At 41.1% G+C, this 19492-nt stretch carries 16 protein-coding genes and 3 pseudogenes; 7 read left to right on the top strand and 12 right to left on the bottom strand.

Annotation, left to right across the window (positions count from 1 at the left end):
• Positions 1–14: 14 nt before the first annotated feature.
• Complete coding sequence (locus tag Q3W56_RS13870; RefSeq protein ID WP_302895896.1) at positions 15–2672, bottom strand: MMPL family transporter; 2658 nt, start codon at positions 2670–2672, stop codon at positions 15–17.
• Complete coding sequence (locus Q3W56_RS13865) at positions 2669–3127, bottom strand: MarR family transcriptional regulator (RefSeq protein WP_302895895.1); 459 nt, start codon at positions 3125–3127, stop codon at positions 2669–2671. Before Q3W56_RS13865 ends, Q3W56_RS13870 begins: the two co-directional genes overlap by 4 nt.
• Positions 3128–3293: 166 nt before the next feature.
• Between Q3W56_RS13865 and dinB the strand changes: the two genes are divergently transcribed.
• The 3 genes from dinB to vmlR all read left to right on the top strand — a co-directional run bounded on the left by dinB (position 3294) and on the right by vmlR (position 7320).
• On the top strand, positions 3294–3812 hold the full coding sequence (gene dinB / locus Q3W56_RS13860; protein WP_302895894.1) for a damage-inducible protein DinB: 519 nt from the start codon (positions 3294–3296) through the stop codon (positions 3810–3812).
• A gap of 172 nt (positions 3813–3984) precedes the next feature.
• Positions 3985–5358 (top strand): amino acid permease, encoded by a 1374-nt coding sequence (locus tag Q3W56_RS13855; RefSeq protein ID WP_302895893.1) that lies wholly within the window; start codon positions 3985–3987, stop codon positions 5356–5358.
• Positions 5359–5691: 333 nt separating this feature from the next.
• Entirely contained in the window at positions 5692–7320 is a 1629-nt protein-coding gene (vmlR, locus tag Q3W56_RS13850; protein ID WP_302895892.1) for an ABC-F type ribosomal protection protein VmlR, read from the top strand.
• A gap of 40 nt (positions 7321–7360) precedes the next feature.
• Here the strand turns inward: vmlR and Q3W56_RS13845 are convergent, their stop codons facing one another.
• Positions 7361–7927: a TetR/AcrR family transcriptional regulator gene (locus Q3W56_RS13845; protein ID WP_302895891.1), complete on the bottom strand. Its 567-nt coding sequence runs from the start codon at positions 7925–7927 to the stop codon at positions 7361–7363.
• Positions 7928–7945: 18 nt separating this feature from the next.
• Positions 7946–9127: an MFS transporter gene (locus Q3W56_RS13840; RefSeq protein WP_302895890.1), complete on the bottom strand. Its 1182-nt coding sequence runs from the start codon at positions 9125–9127 to the stop codon at positions 7946–7948.
• A gap of 303 nt (positions 9128–9430) precedes the next feature.
• Here Q3W56_RS13840 and Q3W56_RS13835 point away from each other — a divergent pair, with 303 nt between their 5' ends.
• The gene (locus Q3W56_RS13835) at positions 9431–9814 is read left to right on the top strand and encodes an HIT domain-containing protein (protein WP_268399290.1); all 384 of its coding nucleotides are present in this window, start codon (positions 9431–9433) and stop codon (positions 9812–9814) included.
• A gap of 10 nt (positions 9815–9824) precedes the next feature.
• Here the strand turns inward: Q3W56_RS13835 and Q3W56_RS13830 are convergent, their stop codons facing one another.
• The 6 genes and pseudogenes from Q3W56_RS13830 to Q3W56_RS13805 all read right to left on the bottom strand — a co-directional run.
• A complete protein-coding gene (locus Q3W56_RS13830) occupies positions 9825–10298 on the bottom strand; it encodes a GNAT family N-acetyltransferase (protein ID WP_302895889.1) in 474 nt (157 codons plus the stop codon).
• 154 nt (positions 10299–10452) lie between these two features.
• A pseudogene (locus Q3W56_RS13825) lies at positions 10453–10548 on the bottom strand (DoxX family protein); the annotation flags it as partial.
• Between the two features lie 98 nt (positions 10549–10646).
• Positions 10647–10978: pseudogene (locus Q3W56_RS13820) on the bottom strand (thioredoxin family protein).
• Between the two features lie 177 nt (positions 10979–11155).
• Entirely contained in the window at positions 11156–11545 is a 390-nt protein-coding gene (locus tag Q3W56_RS13815) for a DoxX family protein (RefSeq protein ID WP_302895888.1), read from the bottom strand.
• Positions 11546–11677: 132 nt separating this feature from the next.
• On the bottom strand, positions 11678–12616 hold the full coding sequence (locus tag Q3W56_RS13810) for a ring-cleaving dioxygenase (protein WP_302895887.1): 939 nt from the start codon (positions 12614–12616) through the stop codon (positions 11678–11680).
• A gap of 26 nt (positions 12617–12642) precedes the next feature.
• Positions 12643–13107: pseudogene (locus Q3W56_RS13805) on the bottom strand (nitroreductase family protein); the annotation flags it as partial.
• A gap of 445 nt (positions 13108–13552) precedes the next feature.
• Between Q3W56_RS13805 and mneP the strand changes: the two are divergent.
• The 3 genes from mneP (at position 13553) to Q3W56_RS13790 (ending at position 16223) form a co-directional block, all read left to right on the top strand.
• Positions 13553–14446, top strand: a complete 894-nt coding sequence (gene mneP / locus Q3W56_RS13800) for a manganese transporter MneP (RefSeq protein WP_302895886.1) — start codon at positions 13553–13555, stop codon at positions 14444–14446.
• Positions 14447–14630: 184 nt separating this feature from the next.
• Positions 14631–15443: a MerR family transcriptional regulator gene (locus Q3W56_RS13795; RefSeq protein WP_302895885.1), complete on the top strand. Its 813-nt coding sequence runs from the start codon at positions 14631–14633 to the stop codon at positions 15441–15443.
• Positions 15444–15533: 90 nt separating this feature from the next.
• Positions 15534–16223: a DUF554 domain-containing protein gene (locus Q3W56_RS13790; protein ID WP_302895884.1), complete on the top strand. Its 690-nt coding sequence runs from the start codon at positions 15534–15536 to the stop codon at positions 16221–16223.
• Positions 16224–16566: 343 nt separating this feature from the next.
• Here Q3W56_RS13790 and Q3W56_RS13785 read toward each other — a convergent pair whose 3' ends face one another.
• Both Q3W56_RS13785 and brnQ read right to left on the bottom strand, forming a co-directional pair.
• Entirely contained in the window at positions 16567–17013 is a 447-nt protein-coding gene (locus Q3W56_RS13785) for a Rok-like winged helix domain-containing protein (protein WP_302895883.1), read from the bottom strand.
• 151 nt (positions 17014–17164) lie between these two features.
• Positions 17165–18490 (bottom strand): branched-chain amino acid transport system II carrier protein, encoded by a 1326-nt coding sequence (brnQ, locus tag Q3W56_RS13780; protein WP_302895882.1) that lies wholly within the window; start codon positions 18488–18490, stop codon positions 17165–17167.
• Positions 18491–19492 lie beyond the last annotated feature (1002 nt).

Below are 19492 nucleotides of genomic sequence, written 5' to 3'. Positions count from 1 at the left end.
CACTCTTCTCTCTGTTATTCTTTGATTTTCTTCCTGCCAAACGGCCACCAGTTGCCTTCGCCAAAAGTCATGATGATTGCCGGAATGAAGAGCGGGAGAATGACAAGGCCGTAAAGCAGCAGCCCGATAATGATGACACTTGCCACCTGCATCAGCGTATTGACGCCTGAAGGCATCATCGCCGCGAACGTTCCGGCCAAAATAATGGCCGCCGTAATAATGACGGATCCCATTTTGCTCATTGATCTGACAACACCTTGTGCAATGCCGAGGTGCACCTCTTCCTTAAATCGGTCCAGCAGGAAGATCGAATAATCCACGCCTAACGCGATCAAGATGACAAAGCTGAAGAACGGTACTGCCCAGCTGACGCCGGCGTTTCCTAAGCCATTTACAAAAATTAATTCTGTTATGGATATCGACGTATAGTACGTCAGCAGCAGTGACGCAATCATATAAATCGGCATGATCATTGAACGGAACAAAATCGTTAACACGATAAACAGCCCAATAATCATGATCACCATTGTTCTGGAGAAGTCCGTTGTGGACAGCTCTTTTAAGTCTGCATTCACACTCGTGACCCCGCCGTATACGATCTGTGCATCCTCGAGAGGAGTGCCGTCAACTTCGTTTGCTACAGCTTTTTTGATTTGGTTTATTGTTGTAATGGCTTGTTCTGAATAAGGATTAGCGTCCAGGACGACGCTTAATTGTACGCCTTTGCCGTCTGCAAAGGAATATTGGTCAATTGACTTCTTAAAGTCTTCATCCTTCATGACTTGATCAGGAATGAATATGCCTGTATCTCTTACGGTTGAGCTTTTGCTCATGTTCTCTAACATATCACTGGAAGCTGTCATGCCGTCAGAGATTTTCGTCAGGCCATCATTTGCACTCTTCACGCCCCCTGCAAGCTGCTGCAGGCTTTCTGTCAGCGTTCCGGCTTGTGCCTGCTGGCCCGAGAGCTGCTGATTCGCTTGTTCAAGTCCGGTTTGAATCTGTCCAAGCTGTCTGCTGATTGCCGTAAGCTGCTGCACAGTCTGTGCAGTATTGCCGGTTTGGGAAATCTGTTTGCTCACGAGCTGGAGCTGCTGATTGATTTTGCCCAATCCTTCTGCCGCATCGCCCAGCGAACCGCCGAACCTGCTATTTGAGGCTGAGCTGGTTTGCCCCGCCATTTGATTCAGCCCGTTTTCTATATCCGTTAAACCGCTTTGGACATCAGCGATTCCTTTTACCGTCTTATCCAGTCCGTCTGAAACCGAGCCTAGCTGTTTATCAATATATAAATCTTTGATTTTTTCACCAGTCGGCTGCGTGATGGTCATGACAGAGTCAACATGTTCGACTTTCTCGATCGCTTTGCTGATATTTCCGAGATAAGGGATTGTATCAGCTGTTGTAAGATCTTTGTCTCCTTTCACGACAACATTGATCGGGAACGCTTTCCCTTCACCGAATCCATCCTTGATGGCTTCGAGAGCTTTTACTGATTTATAATCACTGCTGATTTCCGCAGTCGAATCAAATGAAATCTGGTCATCATAGGTCAAAATGAACGGTAGCGTGATCATTACCGTGATGGCAATAAACAGAAACGGACGCACAACAGAATGCCTGCCGAGAAACGCCCATAATTTGTTGTCACTGTGCGACAGCACTTTCTTAGAAGGCCAAAATAATTTTTCACCCAGCGTTACCATAAATAATGGAAGCAGTGTATAGAGGATGATCATTAAGATCCCTACACCGACTGCGACCCCTACTGCGGATTGAAAAATCGCAAACTTCGCAAATCCTAAGGCGGAAAATCCGATCAATACCGCAAATCCGCTGATAAATAAGGTTTTTCCCCCTGTACGGTAAGCGATAAGCGCCGCTTCTTTTTTGTCATGCCCGTTTGCTAATTCTTCACGGAATCGGGTCAGAAGCAGAATGCAGTAATCTGTACCGATACCGAACAGGATGGCGACTAAGAAGGTTTGCGTAAACGTCGAGATAGGAAAATCAACATTGTACACAAGGACGCCCAGTATAGATTGACTGATCAGATAAGAGAAACCCACAACCACAATTGGGATAAAAGGCGTCACAACAGACCGGAACACGATCAGCAGTAAACCGATGATCAAGCAGACTGTGATCACTTCCGTTTTCTTGAGCCCTTCCTCTGAGCTGTAGGCGAAATCCTGATTGATGAGAGAGGCTCCCGTAATATATGCAGTCAAATCATCAGGAACGATTTTATAAATGTCATCCGCGATTTTTTCCGCTTTTTTATCAGAACCTGTAATCGTGACAGGAATGAGAACCGTTTTCTTGTCTTTTGAAATCAATTGGTCTTTGACTTCTTTTTCCGCTGTTAGAGGAGACGTTACTCCTTCTACACCGTCGATCTTTTTGACTTTATCGATCATTGTCCGGAGCCGATCCTCTGTTTCTTTCTTCAAAGCGTGATCTAATGTAAAGACGATACTGATCGAATTATTGTCTTCTCCTGCTTGTTTTAAAGTGGCATTTGCTCTTTCTGAAACAGCATTTGCAGGAAGCTGGGCCTGCCCCTTTTGATTGGCCAGCTCCGTTAAGTTCGGAGAAAACAAACTCAAAACGACGGTAAGTGCTAATATAACCGCTGCAATGGCCCACTTGAATTTGATGATTGCTCTCATTTTGCAGAATCTCCTCCTTTAAATTTGCTTTTTAGAATGGTGAATATCTCTATGATAGAATTTAAGTGTTTCTCATCTATATCATCGATCAACTCTTTGAGAGCGTTAAAAATGGCTGAATCTAATTCTTCCAGTATGGTTTCACCGCTGGTTGTGATCTTAATAAGCTTAGAGCGCTTATCACTTTTCGTAGGACAGTCATCCCATTCAACCAATCCCTTATCAAGCAGCTTTCTCAGTCTATTAGAAATCGCACTTTTATGTACATTTTGATACATGGCTAGGCTGCCGGGAGAGGTTGGGCCCTTGACTTTTAAAATTTTTAACAAGTCTGCCTGTTCCCTTGAAATATTCTTGAAGACATCCTGATTGATTTCATGATGCACAAACTCTGTGCCTTCAAGTAATACTTCCACAAACAGGTTTATCGCCTGACATAGCTTTTGTTCATTCAACATCTTCCCCTCCTCATTATAGTTTACCCCTCTAAACTTTATGATCAATGTCAAATAGTTTATTCCCCTAAACTATATCTGTCAACAAATTTTATTTACGAACAAATTAATAAGAACGTTCGTTCGTGTATAATAGACATTAGCAAAATGAAAGGGGAAAATGAACATGTCAGATTTTTCATTAACATTGCACGATTATAACGTTTGGGCCAATCAGCAAATATTCAACCGATTAAAAGAGCTCCCAAAAGAGGTGTACCGCGAAGAGATTCAAAGTGTGTTTCCGTCGATATCCCATGTGCTGTCTCATGTTTATCTTTCGGATCTGGGCTGGATTGAAGTGTTTTCCGGCCGAAGCATGGCCGATGCTTTGGCGCTAGCTGAACAGCTCAAAGAACAGACAGAGGCAAAAGAGATGGAGGAAATGGAAGCCCTGTTTCTGACGTTGTCCGAGCGTTATACATCATTTTTACAGCAAAAAGAACAGCTCCATAAGCCCCTCCAGATTAAAAACCCGTCAGGCAAAATCATGAAAACGACTGTTTCTGAGCTGGTTCCCCACGTTGTCAATCACGGGACATACCACCGCGGCAATATCACAGCAATGCTGCGGCAGACAGGATACGCATCCGCTCCGACAGATTATGGGCTCTACCTGTATCTGAAAAAAGCTGAAATGGGATAAAAAAAGCGGCTCAATTTAGGTGCCGCTTTTTTTATGATGGATCGTTCAAAACATTAAAATTTCTTTTCATATTTTCTGTATAGTAAAAAAGATATAAATTTTAGTGTTATAATATTCATTAAAAATATATCGCTGACTCAATAAACAATTTTTCAATGGAGGAACACACAAAGTGACAGACGACATGACGAAAGACAATAAGCAGCAAAAATTGGAGAGAGGCTTGAAAAACAGGCACATCCAGCTCATCGCCATCGGCGGGGCCATTGGAACGGGCTTATTTCTCGGCTCCGGAAAATCGATTCATTTTGCTGGACCGTCGATTCTATTTGCTTACATGATCACAGGGATCATTTGCTTTTTAATTATGAGATCTCTGGGTGAACTGCTCTTATCGAATTTGAACTATCACTCTTTTGTTGATTTTGTACAAGACTATTTAGGCGATATGGCAGCCTTTATCACCGGCTGGACCTATTGGTTCTGCTGGATTTCGATTGCAATGGCTGATCTGACAGCCGTCGGGCTCTACACTCAATATTGGCTCCCGGGTGTGCCGCAATGGGTGCCCGGCTTAATCGCTCTGATTATATTACTGATTATGAACCTGGCAACCGTCAAGCTTTTTGGAGAATTAGAATTTTGGTTTGCGTTAATTAAAGTCATTGCCATTTTGGCACTGATCGTTATTGGCCTTGTGATGATCTTTAAAGGTTTTTCCACAAGCTCTGGGGTCTCCAGTTTCACAAATCTCTGGAGCCACGGAGGCATGTTCCCGAATGGCATGCACGGGTTTATCCTATCGTTCCAGATGGTTGTGTTTGCCTTTGTCGGCATTGAGCTGGTCGGACTGACAGCCGGTGAAACAGAAAACCCTGAAAAAGTAATCCCTAAGGCGATTAACAATATCCCTGTCCGGATACTGCTTTTCTATATTGGGGCTCTTCTTGTGATTATGAGCATCTATCCTTGGGATGTCATCAACCCTAGCGAAAGCCCATTCGTACAGGTGTTTGTCGCGGTTGGCATCGTCGGGGCAGCAAGCATTATCAACTTTGTTGTGTTGACTTCCGCTGCTTCAGCATGCAACAGTGCTGTATTTAGTACAAGCCGTATGGTCTATTCTCTGGCAAAAGATAACAATGCGCCTGAATCAATGGCAAAACTGACTCCGCGTAAGGTACCTAAAAACGCGTTGTTCTTTTCAGCTATCGTGATTTTAATTGGTGTAACGTTAAACTACATCATGCCAGAAGGCGTATTCACCCTGATCACAAGCATTTCAACCGTCTGCTTTATCTATATTTGGGGTATTACGGTCATCTGCCATATGAAATACCGTAAAACAAGACCTGAATTAGCGAAAACAAACAAGTTTAAGCTTCCGCTTTATCCGTTTACAAATTACCTGATTCTTGCGTTCCTGGCGTTTATCCTGGTTGTGCTGGCATTAGCTCAGGATACTCGTGTTTCCTTATTTGTCACGCCGGTTTGGTTTATTTTGCTGATTGTGATTTATAAAGTGAGAAAAGCGAAGCATCAATAAGATTTGCAGCTCCTGCACAAAAATGAGAGCAGGAGCTTTTTTAATGAAAATAATGACAAATACCCTTTGCTTTTGAATTTGAAGTTATGCTATAGTGTGCGTAATTAAAACAAGAAGGGATGATGGGTGGACAATGATTAACTAATCTTATTTTTACCGTTGTTTGAAATCAATATTTCAAATCAGAAAAAATAGGATTAGTCTGCCCATTTTCTATATATACGACAGTGCTATTTATAAGTAATAGCTTATTTGATCATGCACATGCGCGGCTAATCCTTCCAACACATTTGGGAGGATTTTTTTATTCTCCCTTTAAAGCGAGGGATATGAATGAAAGAGATTGTGACTTTAACAAATGTCAGCTATGAAGTGAAGGATCTGACTGTTTTTAAAAACGTAAACGCCAGTGTTCAGCAGGGAGATATCATTGGGATTATCGGCAAAAACGGCGCTGGGAAATCTACGCTGCTGCACCTCATACAAAATGACTTAGCTCCTGCACAAGGACAAATCCTTCGGCAGGATTTAAAAATGACGTTGGTTGAACAGGAAACCGCGTCGTATTCCTTTGCGGATCAGACGCTTGCCGAAAAGAAATTACTGGAGAAATGGCGTGTGCCCATCCGGGATTTCCAACAGTTAAGCGGCGGTGAAAAACTGAAAGCACGGCTGGCGAAAGGACTATCAGAGGATGCAGACCTTTTACTATTAGACGAACCGACAAACCACCTTGATGAAGAAAGCTTGAAATTTCTTATTCAACAGCTGAAACGTTATAGAGGCACTGTGATACTCGTTTCTCACGATCGTTATTTTTTAGACGAAGCTGCAACAAAAATATGGTCGCTTGAGGATCAAACGTTGACCGAATTCAAAGGGAATTACTCCGGGTATATGAAGTTCCGGGAGAAGAAAAGACTCACCCAGCAGCGTGAGTATGAAAAGCAGCAAAAAATGGTTGAACGGATTGAAGCACAAATGAATGAGCTTGCTTCTTGGTCGGAAAAAGCCCACGCTCAATCGACGAAAAAGGAAGGGTTTAAAGAATATCACCGCGTAAAAGCGAAGCGTACGGATGCCCAGATTAAATCCAAGCGGAAGCGGCTTGAACAAGAACTGGAAAAAGCAAAGGCGGAACCCGTTGAGCCTGAATATACTGTCCGCTTTTCAATTGATACAACAAAAAAAACAGGTAAACGCTTTTTAGAAGCTCAGCATGTAACGAAGGCCTTTGGCGAAAGAACACTGTTTAAAAACGCACATTTTACAATTCAGCACGGCGAAAAGGTTGCGATCATAGGCCCCAATGGCAGCGGAAAAACAACATTACTGAAAATTATTCTGGGACAGGAATCGGCTGAGGGAAGTGTGTGGGTGTCGCCGTCGGCAAATATCGGCTATTTAACGCAGGAGGTGTTTGATTTACCTTTAGAACAAACTCCGGAAGAGTTATTTGAGAAAGAAACATACAAGGCAAGAGGGCACGTTCAAAATCTGATGAAGCACTTAGGTTTTACAGCCTCCCAATGGACTGAGCCAATCAAGCATATGAGTATGGGTGAACGTGTAAAGGTCAAGCTGATGGCATATATGCTGGAGGAGAAAGACGTGCTGATTTTAGATGAGCCGACAAACCATCTCGACCTGCCATCACGCGAACAGCTGGAAGAAACACTGTCACACTATAGCGGCACATTGCTGGCGGTTTCACATGACCGATACTTTCTCGAAAAAACAACAAACAGCAAACTCGTCATCTCGGACAATGGCATCGAAAAGCAATTGGTTGACGTTTCATCAGAAAGAAATGACCGGGAGGAGCTTCGTTTAAAACTTGAAACAGAAAGACAAGAAGTGCTGGGCAAGCTCAGTTTTATGACGCCGAATGATAAAGGGTACAAGGAGCTTGATCAGGCTTTCAATGAGCTTACGAAACGAATGAAAGAGCTGGATCATTAGCGTGTAAGGGATACCAAAGGCGGTTCGCCCTTGGTATCTTTTAAGTTTCCGCCTTCAGCCCTCGCCAAAAAATATCGAAGGAAATCTCTAAAGATCGCTCAAATGATTGTTTATTCTCGTAAACCAGCTGAATGTTCAACCCGTCAAAAAGAGTGATGAAGGCTATCGCACACTTCTCGGGCGGATAGGTGATGCCCGATTCCTTAAACACAAGTGCAACCTGGCTTTTCAAAGCATGAAGAAACATCAAGTACTGGGCTGAAATAAAATCACTTACTTCAGCAGGAGCCTTAAACGACATCGCCTGTAAAAAGGCTACATTGGGCATAGCATGAAAGCGCACCTGCGTTTCTTTTAAAAAATTATATATAAGATTCTTGGCTGGCATATGCTTTCGGGATTCAAAAAAATCATTGATAAACGCTACTTCTTCTTCAACAATCTCGGGGTATACTTCCATCAGCAGATCCTTTTTTGACGAGAAATGGTAGGAAAGAGATTGTTTCCGAATTCCCAATTCTTTTGCAATATGCGCCATTTTGACTCCCTCGTAGCCAAGTTCATTAAATTGGCGAACAGCTGTGCGTTTTATATTCTCACGGGTCACTGTTCTGACCTCCCCACATTATTTCATCCGTTTTCTCTTGGAACAGATAAATAAAATATATAATAAAAGAAACAGCAGGTACACCAAAACGGAAGCGATATAAAGCGTCTGATACGAATAGATCGTTGCCACCACACCTAATAACAATGAGCCTCCTCCAATTCCCATATCAAAAAAATTAAAGAATGTTCCCATAGCGTCCTCATGTTCATGCTCTTCTACAAAATTGATACACCATGTCTGGATAGCCGGGAATATTGAGCCGAATCCAAATCCGTAACATATCGCCGCAGTAAAAAACATTGCATTGGTTTGGGCAATATATATTATTGAAAGGCCTGCTATTGAAAATATTGAGGCGGGGATAAGGATGGCTCCCGCTCCGAATCGGTCAAATATTTTCCCGGAGATAAGACGTATCAAAAAACTGGCTGCCGCAATCAGAAAGAAAAACATTCCGACACTTCGGAAACCCTTTTCGATCGCATAGAGTGAAAAGAAGGACATGATCCCAGATGCAGCAATGCCGACTAATAAAATGAGAAACGAAGGAAACAGCACACGTCTTTCTAACACCTTTACCTTTACCCTTCCCTTTTCAGCTGTGTCTCTCGCTTCAGGCCGCCTCCGCACCAGTACAGCCATAAGCACAGCCAGTAAAAGAATGGACATCCCGCCAAGAAAAAGCCTCTCAAAATCATAAAGCTCCAGCGCTATGATACCAATCATAGGCCCAACCGAAACCGCAATCGTTTCGCCTACCCCAAAATATCCAATCCCCTCACCTCGGCGCTCCTTCGGAATAATTTCCGCGGCAATCGTGGCAAAATAAGTAGTTGCTAACCCAAAACCGGCACCATGTATTAAGCGAATGAGCAATAGGACGCTCACATCTGACGCCAAGTAATATGCACCGGTTGAACAAGCACTAATAACAATTCCAAATATAAGTAAATATTTTTTGTTGAATCGTTTAGCCAAAACCCCTGCAAAAGGACGTATGGCAATGGCAGATATCATAAAAATACCTGTAACCAACCCGACTTGCTTTGCCCCGCCTCCGATAGCAGTAACAAACAAAGGCAATGTCGGCAATAACATTTCAAACACCATAAATAAAAACGCATTTGAAAGCGTGACAAAAACAAATGATAAGGACCACATTTTTACAGTATGTGTTTTTTCTACTTGTACCTCCATCAGGTTTCTTCTCCTTTTTCTGTTCATTGTTTAATTTCATCACACTCACTTTACCTGACTATAGTCAGTCTGTAAACTGTTAATCTATAAAAAGATTATGGAAATCGTTCATTCCTTAATTATTTCAACTAATAAACTGACAATAGTCAGATTATTACGTTTGATTTGCCTTCACACGTGAGAAGATCCATATAACCTTAACAGCTCCAAATCATTGCATAAAAAAAAGACCAACAGCTGTTGTCCTTTTCTCTCCATGGGCATGCGGCCCCCAAATGGAAATCCCACAAAAGAAGGGAGGTGATGAAGAAATGCAGAAGATTATTAAATGAAACAAAAAAAGTGAGGATGGATCATATGACTGAAGACTTTTACTGTGATGAGGTTTTTAGCGGCAAAACGAAAGTGAATAAAGTAATAGAGACAGATAACGTATTGGCATACTATCATACAAAGCCTTTTTATCCAGTCCATATTGTGGCTGTCCCTAAGAAACATATTTCCTCATTGATCACCCTGGAAGAGAACGACCATGAGTTGCTTCTTGAATTAATGAGTGTCATTCAAAAGGTCGCTTCCATGGTGACGGAAGAAAAAGGCGCATGCCGTGTAATCACCAACTTAGGAGCTTACCAGGACTCTAAACATCTACATTGGCATATTGTGTTCGGAGAGCCGCTTAAGTAAGCGGCTTTGATCAGCACAGCTGTTTCCGCATACGTATGTTGGTCATGGCATATCCCATCTTCTGATAAAGATAGACGGCTGTCTCGTTGTGCGCAAACACATGAAGAGCAAGTCTTTCCGCACCAAGCTCTCTTGCTCTTTCATCCAGCGTTTGAAGGGCCAATTGAGCAAGCCCTTTTCCGCGGAAGGCTTCATACAATCCAAAGGAATAGATAAATGCTTCCTTTTGCGGATGAAACGGATCAGCATACAGCCAGAGCCAGCCCATCCTTTCTCCTTGTTCATTTGTAATGTTCCAAAAATAATGGTTGCTGCTGTGTCGTCCATCCGGAATCATGTTATCATACGCCTGCTCCGATTTTTCAATTGCCTCTTTTTCTGTCCAAGTTCCCGATTTTATGTTTTGTTTCGCATAATTTTGCACGGACATCCCGCGAAATGCTTCGAACTCTTCCACAGTCATATCTTCAAAGGTTAACGTCATCCTGTATTCCTCCCTATGAAAAAAGTCCAGCCAATGCCGAACATCACTGCGTACAAATGAAAAAAATAAGCTGGTTAAGCCTCTGACTCTCTATCATTCGTTAAGAGAAATAGATTTCCTGCAAACCAAAATAAAAGGCTGTGGAAATAAAAGCTTACGTGAACTCCCTAATCATAATCATGATCGAAACAATCAAACAGATCATTGCGGATATCGTCATGAGAAATGATTGATGCGCTCGCACAATATGGAGGAAATCACACATGGTGTCCAACTTTTACAACAAGCATGGGGAATGGCATGACATTATTCCCTTTCTAATGAAAAAAACCCCCTTAAAGCGGGCTTTTATTCATATAACCGATAAACCCTTTTCAGCCTTTCTTCAAGCTGTTCAAAATGAACAACCGGGCTTCTCTCAGAAACTCAGTTCCATCGATAAACAAAAGAAGCACAGGAACGGTGAAGACTGAAAATCGGCCGGCGACCTCTTCTACATCGTCAGCATTGATATGCGCCAATGTGATGTTTGGAAACTGATCCAATAAAATTCTGAGCTGCGGCAGAACAGCATGACATACTGTACAGCCGGGTCTTGATATATAGATAAAACTGAATGGATGCTGTTTAATAAAATTCTCTATAGCATTTAATGATTGTAATTCTGTCATCTCTTTCATCCATTTACTCCTTCAAATTGGTCTGTCTTTCATGACCAAGCTCATCGATACGTATTATTCACTATACACATTTATATGAATGATATCCGCTTTTTGTTTTTACCTGCAAGCTTGCACGAATATGGAAAACAAAGAACAGTTACCGCTTGCCAGTAACTGTTCTAACATACTTTCGTATTAAAAATGCAAAGCATAAGCCCCTGAACCGATGAGTGCAACCCCGATGGAGACTGCAATCAGCACCACGTTATATTCAAAACCGCCGGCGCCATTCGCAAATCCTTTCGCTCCATGGACTTTTACGATGGCACCTAACATAATGATCGTGATGATAGCAGCTCCAAGCGGAAGGAATATACCTAAAATAAATAAAATTCCGCTTACTAATTCCCCAAGACCTGTTAAAGCGGCCGCGGCGTTACCTGGTTTCAACCCAATTGACTCGAACCATTGTCCGGTTCCTTTAATCCCATATCCGCCAAACCAGCCGAATAATTTTTGTGATCCATAAAACAGAAACACCACACCAATCAGAATACGAATAAGCAATAGTCCTGCATCTTCCATTTTTATCTCTCCTTATTTTTGATATAACATGTTGCGCTGAAAGGCAGCACGTCTAGTTATTTACCGCCAGCAACTTTCAGCAATTACCTGTTGAATATATGTCTCTTTATTTCTCTTCATACGTGATTACAATTAGTCTAACTCTCTCACTTCAAACGGCAGCAGCCCTTGTTCAATTTGTGTTCGATGTGGTTCATACTGAATAGGCAGCATTAACTTTCCACCCATTGTTTCTGGTGATTCATCATGTGCAAAGCCCGGCGGATCAGTTGCGATTTCAAATAGAATTTCCCCATGTTCTCTGAAGTAAATCGCATTAAAATAATTTCTATCGCGAACAGGAGTCACACCGTATCCGTGAGAAGCGATATATCTATGCCAATCTAATTGATCTTCGTCATCGTTAGCACGCCAAGCGATGTGATGCACCGTGCCGACTCCCATTTGCCCGCGTCCAATAGGCGTGATTTGAAGGTCAATCACATTTCCGATATCACCGGCAGAACGAAAACGAACGAAGTCTCCTTCCTTGCCGACTTGTTCCAGCCCCATGATATTTTCTAATAGCTCAGCGGTTTTATCAGGCTGTGCTGATAACAGGGTTGCACCGCCAAAGCCTTTAATGGCAACATCAGGTGTTATATCTCCAAACGTCCACGTATTGGCTTCTCCTTCTTCTCTTTCCACGATTTCTAAATGCAGACCGTGCGGATCATCAAATTCTACATATTGTTCTCCAAAACGCTCGATTTTGGTGTATGGAACGTTAAACTTTTTAAGTCTCTTTTCCCAAAAAGCCATAGCTCCCTTCGGCACGACATAAGAAGTCACGCCAACTTGACCGTCTCCAATGATGCCTTGGCGGGCGCCCGCCCACGGAAAGAAGGTGATGATTGTTCCCGGCTTCCCGCCTTCATTTCCAAAATAAAGATGATACGTATCAGGATCATCAAAATTGACAGTTTGCTTGACCAAACGAAGCCCCAGGACTCCTGCGTAAAAATCTGCGTTCTCTTGAGGGTGACCGACAATTGCTGTAATATGATGTATTCCCATCGTTTTTTTTGCCATTTTTATCTGCTCCTTTACATGTTCATTTAGAGATATTCAACAAACACATTTATAGATTTCCGGTAGCCGCGCGGGCTTCTGCTCTCTGTGTAATTATCATGACAACCTCAAATTGATCATCTATATTCAAAATCTGTTCCACGGTTTCAGCATCCTTAGCACTCAGCATAAACATCATTGCAGAAAGTGAAGCGTTCCTTATCGCCTCATCCCTCTTAAATAGTTCTCCCTTTTATTAAACGAAACGGTGTCTTGAACCACACGGCCAACCTGCTTATCCCCTAATACCAATAGAACCGCAGATGAGCTTAACACGTTATATTGACCGTTTGCGGCCTGTATCGGCTTTTTACATCCGGTCTAGAACCGTCACATATTTTGTATGCTGTAAGTTAAAAGCCGATGGAGCCAAGGCAACCCATTCAAACATCTCATTTAGTTCATCTTTCGTGATTGGATAATCTGGGAAGGAAGTTACTTGCAGATCGCTTTGGCTAGCTGTGAAAATTTCCAGCTTTTTATGACCTAAACTATTTATCTTGAATTCGAGATATCACTTTATAAAAAAATACATTGGCATGAAGGTTTACGCTTGGGTGTTACTAATTTATCTTGAATTAAATTATCTTGAATATGAGATAATAATAAATTATGGCTGTTCTATTGTCAACAGTTTTGAAAAAGGAGTGGGGATTTCACTGAAGTGGAATATTAATTGGTGGGCCATCACCGTTTGTTATGTTTGCTGTGTGCTCTTTTAGCCCGGCTCCAACTTTTTTTCTTTCACCTTATTTATTAGTAAACAGGAAACAACGTTGCTATAGACCCACTCGAAATGGAATTGGTATGATAAGCAAAGTGATTACACAAGAAAGGATACGGGGAGCGAATAAAAAAGCACTCCTATTTTTTTGTGCAGTTTTACAGGAGGAAAAAATGGCAAGTGAAAGAGAACAAATAAGCAAAAAGGTTGCTTTGATTGCATTGATAGCCAATCTGATCTTAATGGCAGGAAAGGTCTTTTTTGGGCTGATAGGCGATAGTGAAGCGGTTTTTGCGGACGGAATCCATTCCGCAGCGGATGTCGTTGCTTCGATTGCTGTCTTGGCAGTGATCGGCATTTCAAATAAACCGCCTGATCAAGACCATCCTTTTGGGCATGGAAAAGCTGAAGTCATTAGTGAGGCTATTGTAGGAATTATCTTAATGATCGTATCTGTTTATATCCTAATAGAAGCGATTCTGTCCTTTGTTGAAGGGCCAAGCGTTCCACAATACAGCGCATTGTTTGCCGCTCTGATTTCGTACGTGGCCAAGGAGATCCTATATCGCTATTCCATTAAGCAGGGGGAAAAATGGAACAGCAAAGCGATTATAGCGATTGCATACGATCATAAAGGCGATATCGTTGCCTCTCTTGCCGCTTCTATCGGCGTCCTATTGGCGATTATCGGAAACACACGCGGATGGTCCTATCTGTTGTACGCCGATGCAATTGCCAGTGCAATCGTGGCTTACCTTATTTTTAAGATTTCAATGGAATTAATCAGGCCATCTGTTGATGTTCTTATGGAGAAAAGTGTTGCTCCCGAGCTGATAGAAGAATATAAAGCTGTTATTTTTCAATGTGATCAAGTAAAGCGAATCGATAGAATCCGCGCACGAGAACATGGCCACTATAAATTGCTTGATGTCCGTCTATCTTTGGATCATGATTTGACGATTAAACAGGGTCACGATATTGCCCGCGATATCCGAAATGAAATCAAAAGACAGTTTTCAGATGTTGAAGAAGTGCTCATCCATGTGAATCCTTATTTTGAGGAATGAAAAAGCTCCTTTTCAAAAGGGGCTTTTTCTTTATGCAGTTTGTTCAGAAACGGTTTTTATCCTCAGGAACGTCAATTTGTTCACGCCTTATCCCCTTCCTCTAATCCTTGCAAACTTTTCCTTTAGGACTGGCCATACTATATAATGTTTATGTAAAAATCATATAAACAGAAAGGTTGTTAAAATGAAGGATTTTTTTTCGATTGGAGAAGTTTCAAAGCTATTCAATGTAAAAATCTCTGCGCTTAGGTATTATGATGAGATCGGCCTTTTGAAACCGGAATATAAAGACGAGCAAACGAACTATAGATATTATTCTACCCAACAGTTTGAGCGGTTAGATACCATCAAGTATTTGAGGGCTTTAGGCCTGCCCGTCAATAAACTTCTTGATTTTTATAATTCTCAAAATACAAACACTCTGCTTCACTTACTGAAAAGCCAGCAAACTGAAATTGATCGTAAAAAGAGAGAATTGGAACGCATAGAAAAAAAGATCTCCCGCCGTATCATGCAAATAGAAGATGCCGTCCACACGCCGTTACAGCACATTACAAAAATCAAACTTCCCGCATTACGTGTGGCTTATTTACAGCATGAGTATATTCTCGGCCATGATATCGAACATTCATTAGCCAAATTAAGAACTCATCTGAATGTGAACGAGGATATATTTATAGGCAAGATCGGTTTATCTATTTCAGCAGCAAATGTAAAAGCAAATCTGTTCGACAAATATTCCAGCATATTCATGATTCTTGAAGATGAAAATGAAGAAACTTCATCCGAAATCATTTTTCCTTCAAGAGACTATCTGCAAATCAGGTTTAAAGGGTCACATTCAGAAGCCGAACCATATTACAGAGAGTTACTGGCATATATGAACGAACATCATTATGATATAGCGGGAGATTCAATCGAAATTACACTCATTGATTATGGGATTACAAATCACCTAGACAATTATGTGACTGAAATCCTGCTGCCCATCAAATAAATTTCATGAATATGTTTTTAATCTCCTTGACTCTCTACTAACTTGAGGGTTTATTTTTTATTCAGTAATCAATATTGGAGGAGAAAGCTTATGTTTGGGACCATTTTTAACACAGTGATGATCATTGCAGGAAGTATAATTGGCGGGGTATTCAAAAAAGGCATTAAAGATGAATACCAGGATATCCTGATGCAGGCAATGGGTTTCGCTGCAGTTGCGCTGGGGATCAACGCGATTACACAGCATTTGCCTGATAGTAACTACCCCATTCTTTTTATTGTAAGTTTAGCCCTTGGAGGTTTGCTTGGCCAGAGCATCAATCTGGAATTACGATTCAACAATCTGGTGAATAAATTCTCTAAAAGCAATTTAGCGGAGGGTTTATCAACTGCGATCTTATTATTTTGTATAGGTTCGCTGTCAATACTGGGCCCTGTTGAAGCGGCTCTGAATGAAAACTATACGTATCTCCTGACAAACGGGATGTTAGATGGGATTACCTCCATTGTGCTCGCTTCGACTTTTGGTTTTGGAATCGCAGCGGCTGCCATTGTATTGTTTGCCTGGCAGGGCTCGATCTATTTATTTGCTAAAGTGATGGAGAGCGCAATCAATACAGATCTCATAAATGAAATCACAATTGTTGGAGGCATACTCATCCTCAGCTCAGGGTTAAGCATTCTTGGAATTAAGAAGTTTAAAACGCTAAATCTGCTGCCCTCTATGTTGATTCCGCCTGTTGTTATTTTCGTGATTCATGTATGTGGATTGCGCTTTTAATGGCGGCCTTCAACACATGCTTCAATAAATTAACACTCACTAATGCCGTCATGCTTTATCAGTGAAACAGATGGTGAGTGGTGGATCCGTATTTGATATTCACAAAAATAGAGCCTCTGTAATGGGGCACTATTTTTTCACATGAACCAATCCTAATGACTAGGCGGCAGGTTTCGGACAGCCGTTCACTCTACAACACGCGCACAAAAAATACCAAGGTATTCACAACCCTTGGTATCAAAATGAAAATGTTCTTTGATTGTAAAAAAGTTTCATGATGCGATTTCGCACTAGACAAGATTATGCAGTTTTTCGAATTCAGAAACCGAATACCGTGCAAGAATCAAATCATTTTATATTGTCCTCTGTAAGGTTTTTTCACCTCTGGGTGCATTCTCATTAAAGTATTCATAAATGATGTCATATTAGAGATGTGCACACCGGTTTCGTTCTCAATCTTTCTTTTCAGCTCAATACTGCTTATTGGCTTATCCTGCTGCTTTAATATGTGTAACGCTGCTTCACGAGAAGCTTTTGATTCAGCTCTGCCCTGCCTTCTTTTTTTCTGTTGGATTGGTTTTGATGTTATATGATATGTCTTTACATCATTTGCTGTTTGCTCAACGAGCGCGACTTGAGATGGGCGCTGCTTTTCTTTACTAGACCTTTCTAATGCTCTTAAGCTTGAAAAGATCTTCTCCCGTTCCAACTGGAACTCACGAAGTATCGATATTTCATGTTTGTCTATTTGTGCTAATCTCATACACAAAGCTTTTCTTTGATCAGCCATCTTCTTCCCCCCAATTAAGCAGGCGGACAAAAGCTTTATTCCACCTGCAGATCTGAGTGATTGTTCAATTTTTAGTTCCCCGACCAGGGAAATCAATAATATCTATGAAGATGAGTGGCGCTGCTTATCCTTGATTCGTTTTATCACAGCGCTAATCACAGTTTTTTGTTCGGAACATACTCAGTATATAGCCGCCTAATCCCCCTATAATAGCTGGAATGAACCATCCGAGCCCTATGCTGTACATAGGAAGAATCTGAGTGAAAACACGATTCACGACTTCAATTTTCACCCCAGCTTCATTCAAACCATCAAATAGGCTTATGATAAACGTGAACAGTAAACTGCCCTGATACACTTCAGCCTTCCCTTTAAATACAGAATGTAAAAACGTTAAAAAGATTAAGGAAATCGCGATTGGATACATCATCATTAAGACAGGCATCGATACCTTAATGAGCTGTGTTAACCCTATATTTGCGACAAGCGTACTAAACACCGCTAAAATCACAACAATTTTTTTATACGAAATGTTTGGAAATAATTCATGAAAAAAGGAAGAGCACGCTGTAATCAGTCCGACACTTGTTGTCAGACAGGCTACTGTAATCATTAAGCCCAAAAAGATGGAACCATAGGATCCAAAATAAAAGGATGAAACCTTAGCCAAAACCTCGGCTCCATTTTCTAAAAGCCCCAGCTTTTCAACGCTGGAGGCCCCCATATATGAAAGGGCAGTATAGATAAGGGCTAAAAGTGTCGCAGCAATCGCAGTTGCTTTTGCACATATCAATACCAGCTGTTTTTTGGTGGCAGCACCTTGTTCTTTAATTGCATTCACGATGATGATTCCAAACACAAACGCTACAAGGGCATCCAGAGTCAGGTATCCTTCCTGAAAGCCTTTAAAAAACACATGTGATGTATACCCTTTTGATGGTGCTTGAATGGTTCCGATTGGATGGACAACAGCTACCACTACAAGCAATCCGATAAATGTCAATTTAATAGGCGTTAAAAATTTCCCGACTACATCAATGATTTTGTTAGGGTTGAGCGATAACAGACATGCAACTGTAAAAAATAGTATTGTAAATATGATTAATGGAACAGGGTCTGCATCATCTGATAAAAAAGGTTTCACTCCAATTTCAAACGATACGTTCCCAGATCTCGGGATTGCGAAAAAAGGCCCGATTGCCAGATAAAGAATCGTCGTAAACACAATTCCAAACACCGGATGCACACGGCTGGCTAGCGATTGTAAATTATGTTTACCTGAAAAAACAAATGCTGTCATCGCCAGCAACGGCAAGCCAACTCCTGTCACTAAGAAGCCAGCGTTTGCGATCCATACATTTGTTCCGGCCATTTGACCAAGCATAGGCGGGAAAATGAGATTTCCTGCTCCAAAAAACAATGCAAATAGCATTAATCCTATAATGATGATATAGGAAGAAGAAACTTTCTTTGACATGATAAATCCTCCGATTACCGTAAATACTTTTTTAAATGACCAGCAAACATTGCGTGCTATTTGCATTGGCACGGCGTTGATTCTAAAATCATAAGCTTGTTTCAGTCTTACATATTTTTATTAAGTTCAAATAACATAATCCACCTCGAAACACATTCCGCAAATTTGATTCACACCTTTGAGCAACATATTTAATGTACCATACAAAATCCATACAAAAAACAAGATCGCTGTAAGGATCCCAATAATCCTGTGTATAATAAATAGAGACCCATTTACGAGTGTTACGCTTTCTTCAACAGAATCATTAGATATTTAAGAATAACATTATCTAGGCTAGTTTGGATCGCTATGTGTTAAAAGATATTAAAATGAATGCTGTAACCCAAAAACATACCAAACCATTGGTATGTTTTTTTGGCATTCATAATGTTTTAGCCTAGCCGCATTTATGTCAGATAGACGGTCTCCGACAACTGCATGTTGAATGACGTATTTTTGCAGAATAGTATTAAAGAAATCACTTTTATTCAGTGTATGTATTTGTTGAATACTAAATGTTTCAGTTCCTCCCTGTAAACTCACAATTGCTTTATGATATTCTATTAAGCCAATACTCGCTATAAAATTGAATAATTGTTTTTAAAATAACCGAACATCCTTTAACATGAGAATATAATACGCCTTTCCCCTGATTGATATTAGCTACTAACCTTTCAAATAAAAGGAACACCTCATGTATTTCTCGATAGGGAGGGCCATATCCCATTTGCCAAGTGTCCTTACATAATCGAAAGCATCTCTAGTGACCATTCTAATTTTTCAGTTTGATACAAAGTTTCAACCATATCGCAAATGAGCGATTGTGCCATAACGTCTTCTCCTTTTAACTGCCGGCTTCACACCCTAAATACTACCATATTGAAAGGCTATAAAATCGCCTACATCATATCAGGGAATAAACGTTAAGCAAAAAAGCAGATCATAAAAGATCTGCTTTTT

The organism is Bacillus sp. C28GYM-DRY-1, from assembly GCF_030519405.1.
In the GTDB taxonomy this organism is placed as follows: Bacteria; Bacillota; Bacilli; order Bacillales; family Bacillaceae; genus Bacillus; species Bacillus spizizenii_A.
Note: the sequence above shows the minus strand (reverse complement) of the source record. Positions and strands in the feature narration are given on the sequence as shown.

Excerpts from the sequence above, each read along its gene's own strand:
- Q3W56_RS13795 (WP_302895885.1), top strand. The coding sequence starts at position 14,631 with ATGAAGGATTTTTTTTCGATTGGAGAAGTTTCAAAGCTATTCAATGTA.
- mneP (WP_302895886.1), top strand. The coding sequence starts at position 13,553 with ATGGCAAGTGAAAGAGAACAAATAAGCAAAAAGGTTGCTTTGATTGCA.
- Q3W56_RS13790 (WP_302895884.1), top strand. The coding sequence starts at position 15,534 with ATGTTTGGGACCATTTTTAACACAGTGATGATCATTGCAGGAAGTATA.
- Q3W56_RS13785 (WP_302895883.1), bottom strand. The coding sequence starts at position 17,013 with ATGGCTGATCAAAGAAAAGCTTTGTGTATGAGATTAGCACAAATAGAC.
- Q3W56_RS13830 (WP_302895889.1), bottom strand. The coding sequence starts at position 10,298 with ATGACGTTAACCTTTGAAGATATGACTGTGGAAGAGTTCGAAGCATTT.
- Q3W56_RS13840 (WP_302895890.1), bottom strand. The coding sequence starts at position 9,127 with ATGGAGGTACAAGTAGAAAAAACACATACTGTAAAAATGTGGTCCTTA.
- Q3W56_RS13815 (WP_302895888.1), bottom strand. The coding sequence starts at position 11,545 with ATGGAAGATGCAGGACTATTGCTTATTCGTATTCTGATTGGTGTGGTG.
- brnQ (WP_302895882.1), bottom strand. The coding sequence starts at position 18,490 with ATGTCAAAGAAAGTTTCTTCTTCCTATATCATCATTATAGGATTAATG.
- vmlR (WP_302895892.1), top strand. The coding sequence starts at position 5,692 with ATGAAAGAGATTGTGACTTTAACAAATGTCAGCTATGAAGTGAAGGAT.
- dinB (WP_302895894.1), top strand. The coding sequence starts at position 3,294 with ATGTCAGATTTTTCATTAACATTGCACGATTATAACGTTTGGGCCAAT.
- Q3W56_RS13870 (WP_302895896.1), bottom strand. The coding sequence starts at position 2,672 with ATGAGAGCAATCATCAAATTCAAGTGGGCCATTGCAGCGGTTATATTA.
- Q3W56_RS13835 (WP_268399290.1), top strand. The coding sequence starts at position 9,431 with ATGAAGAAATGCAGAAGATTATTAAATGAAACAAAAAAAGTGAGGATG.
- Q3W56_RS13810 (WP_302895887.1), bottom strand. The coding sequence starts at position 12,616 with ATGGCAAAAAAAACGATGGGAATACATCATATTACAGCAATTGTCGGT.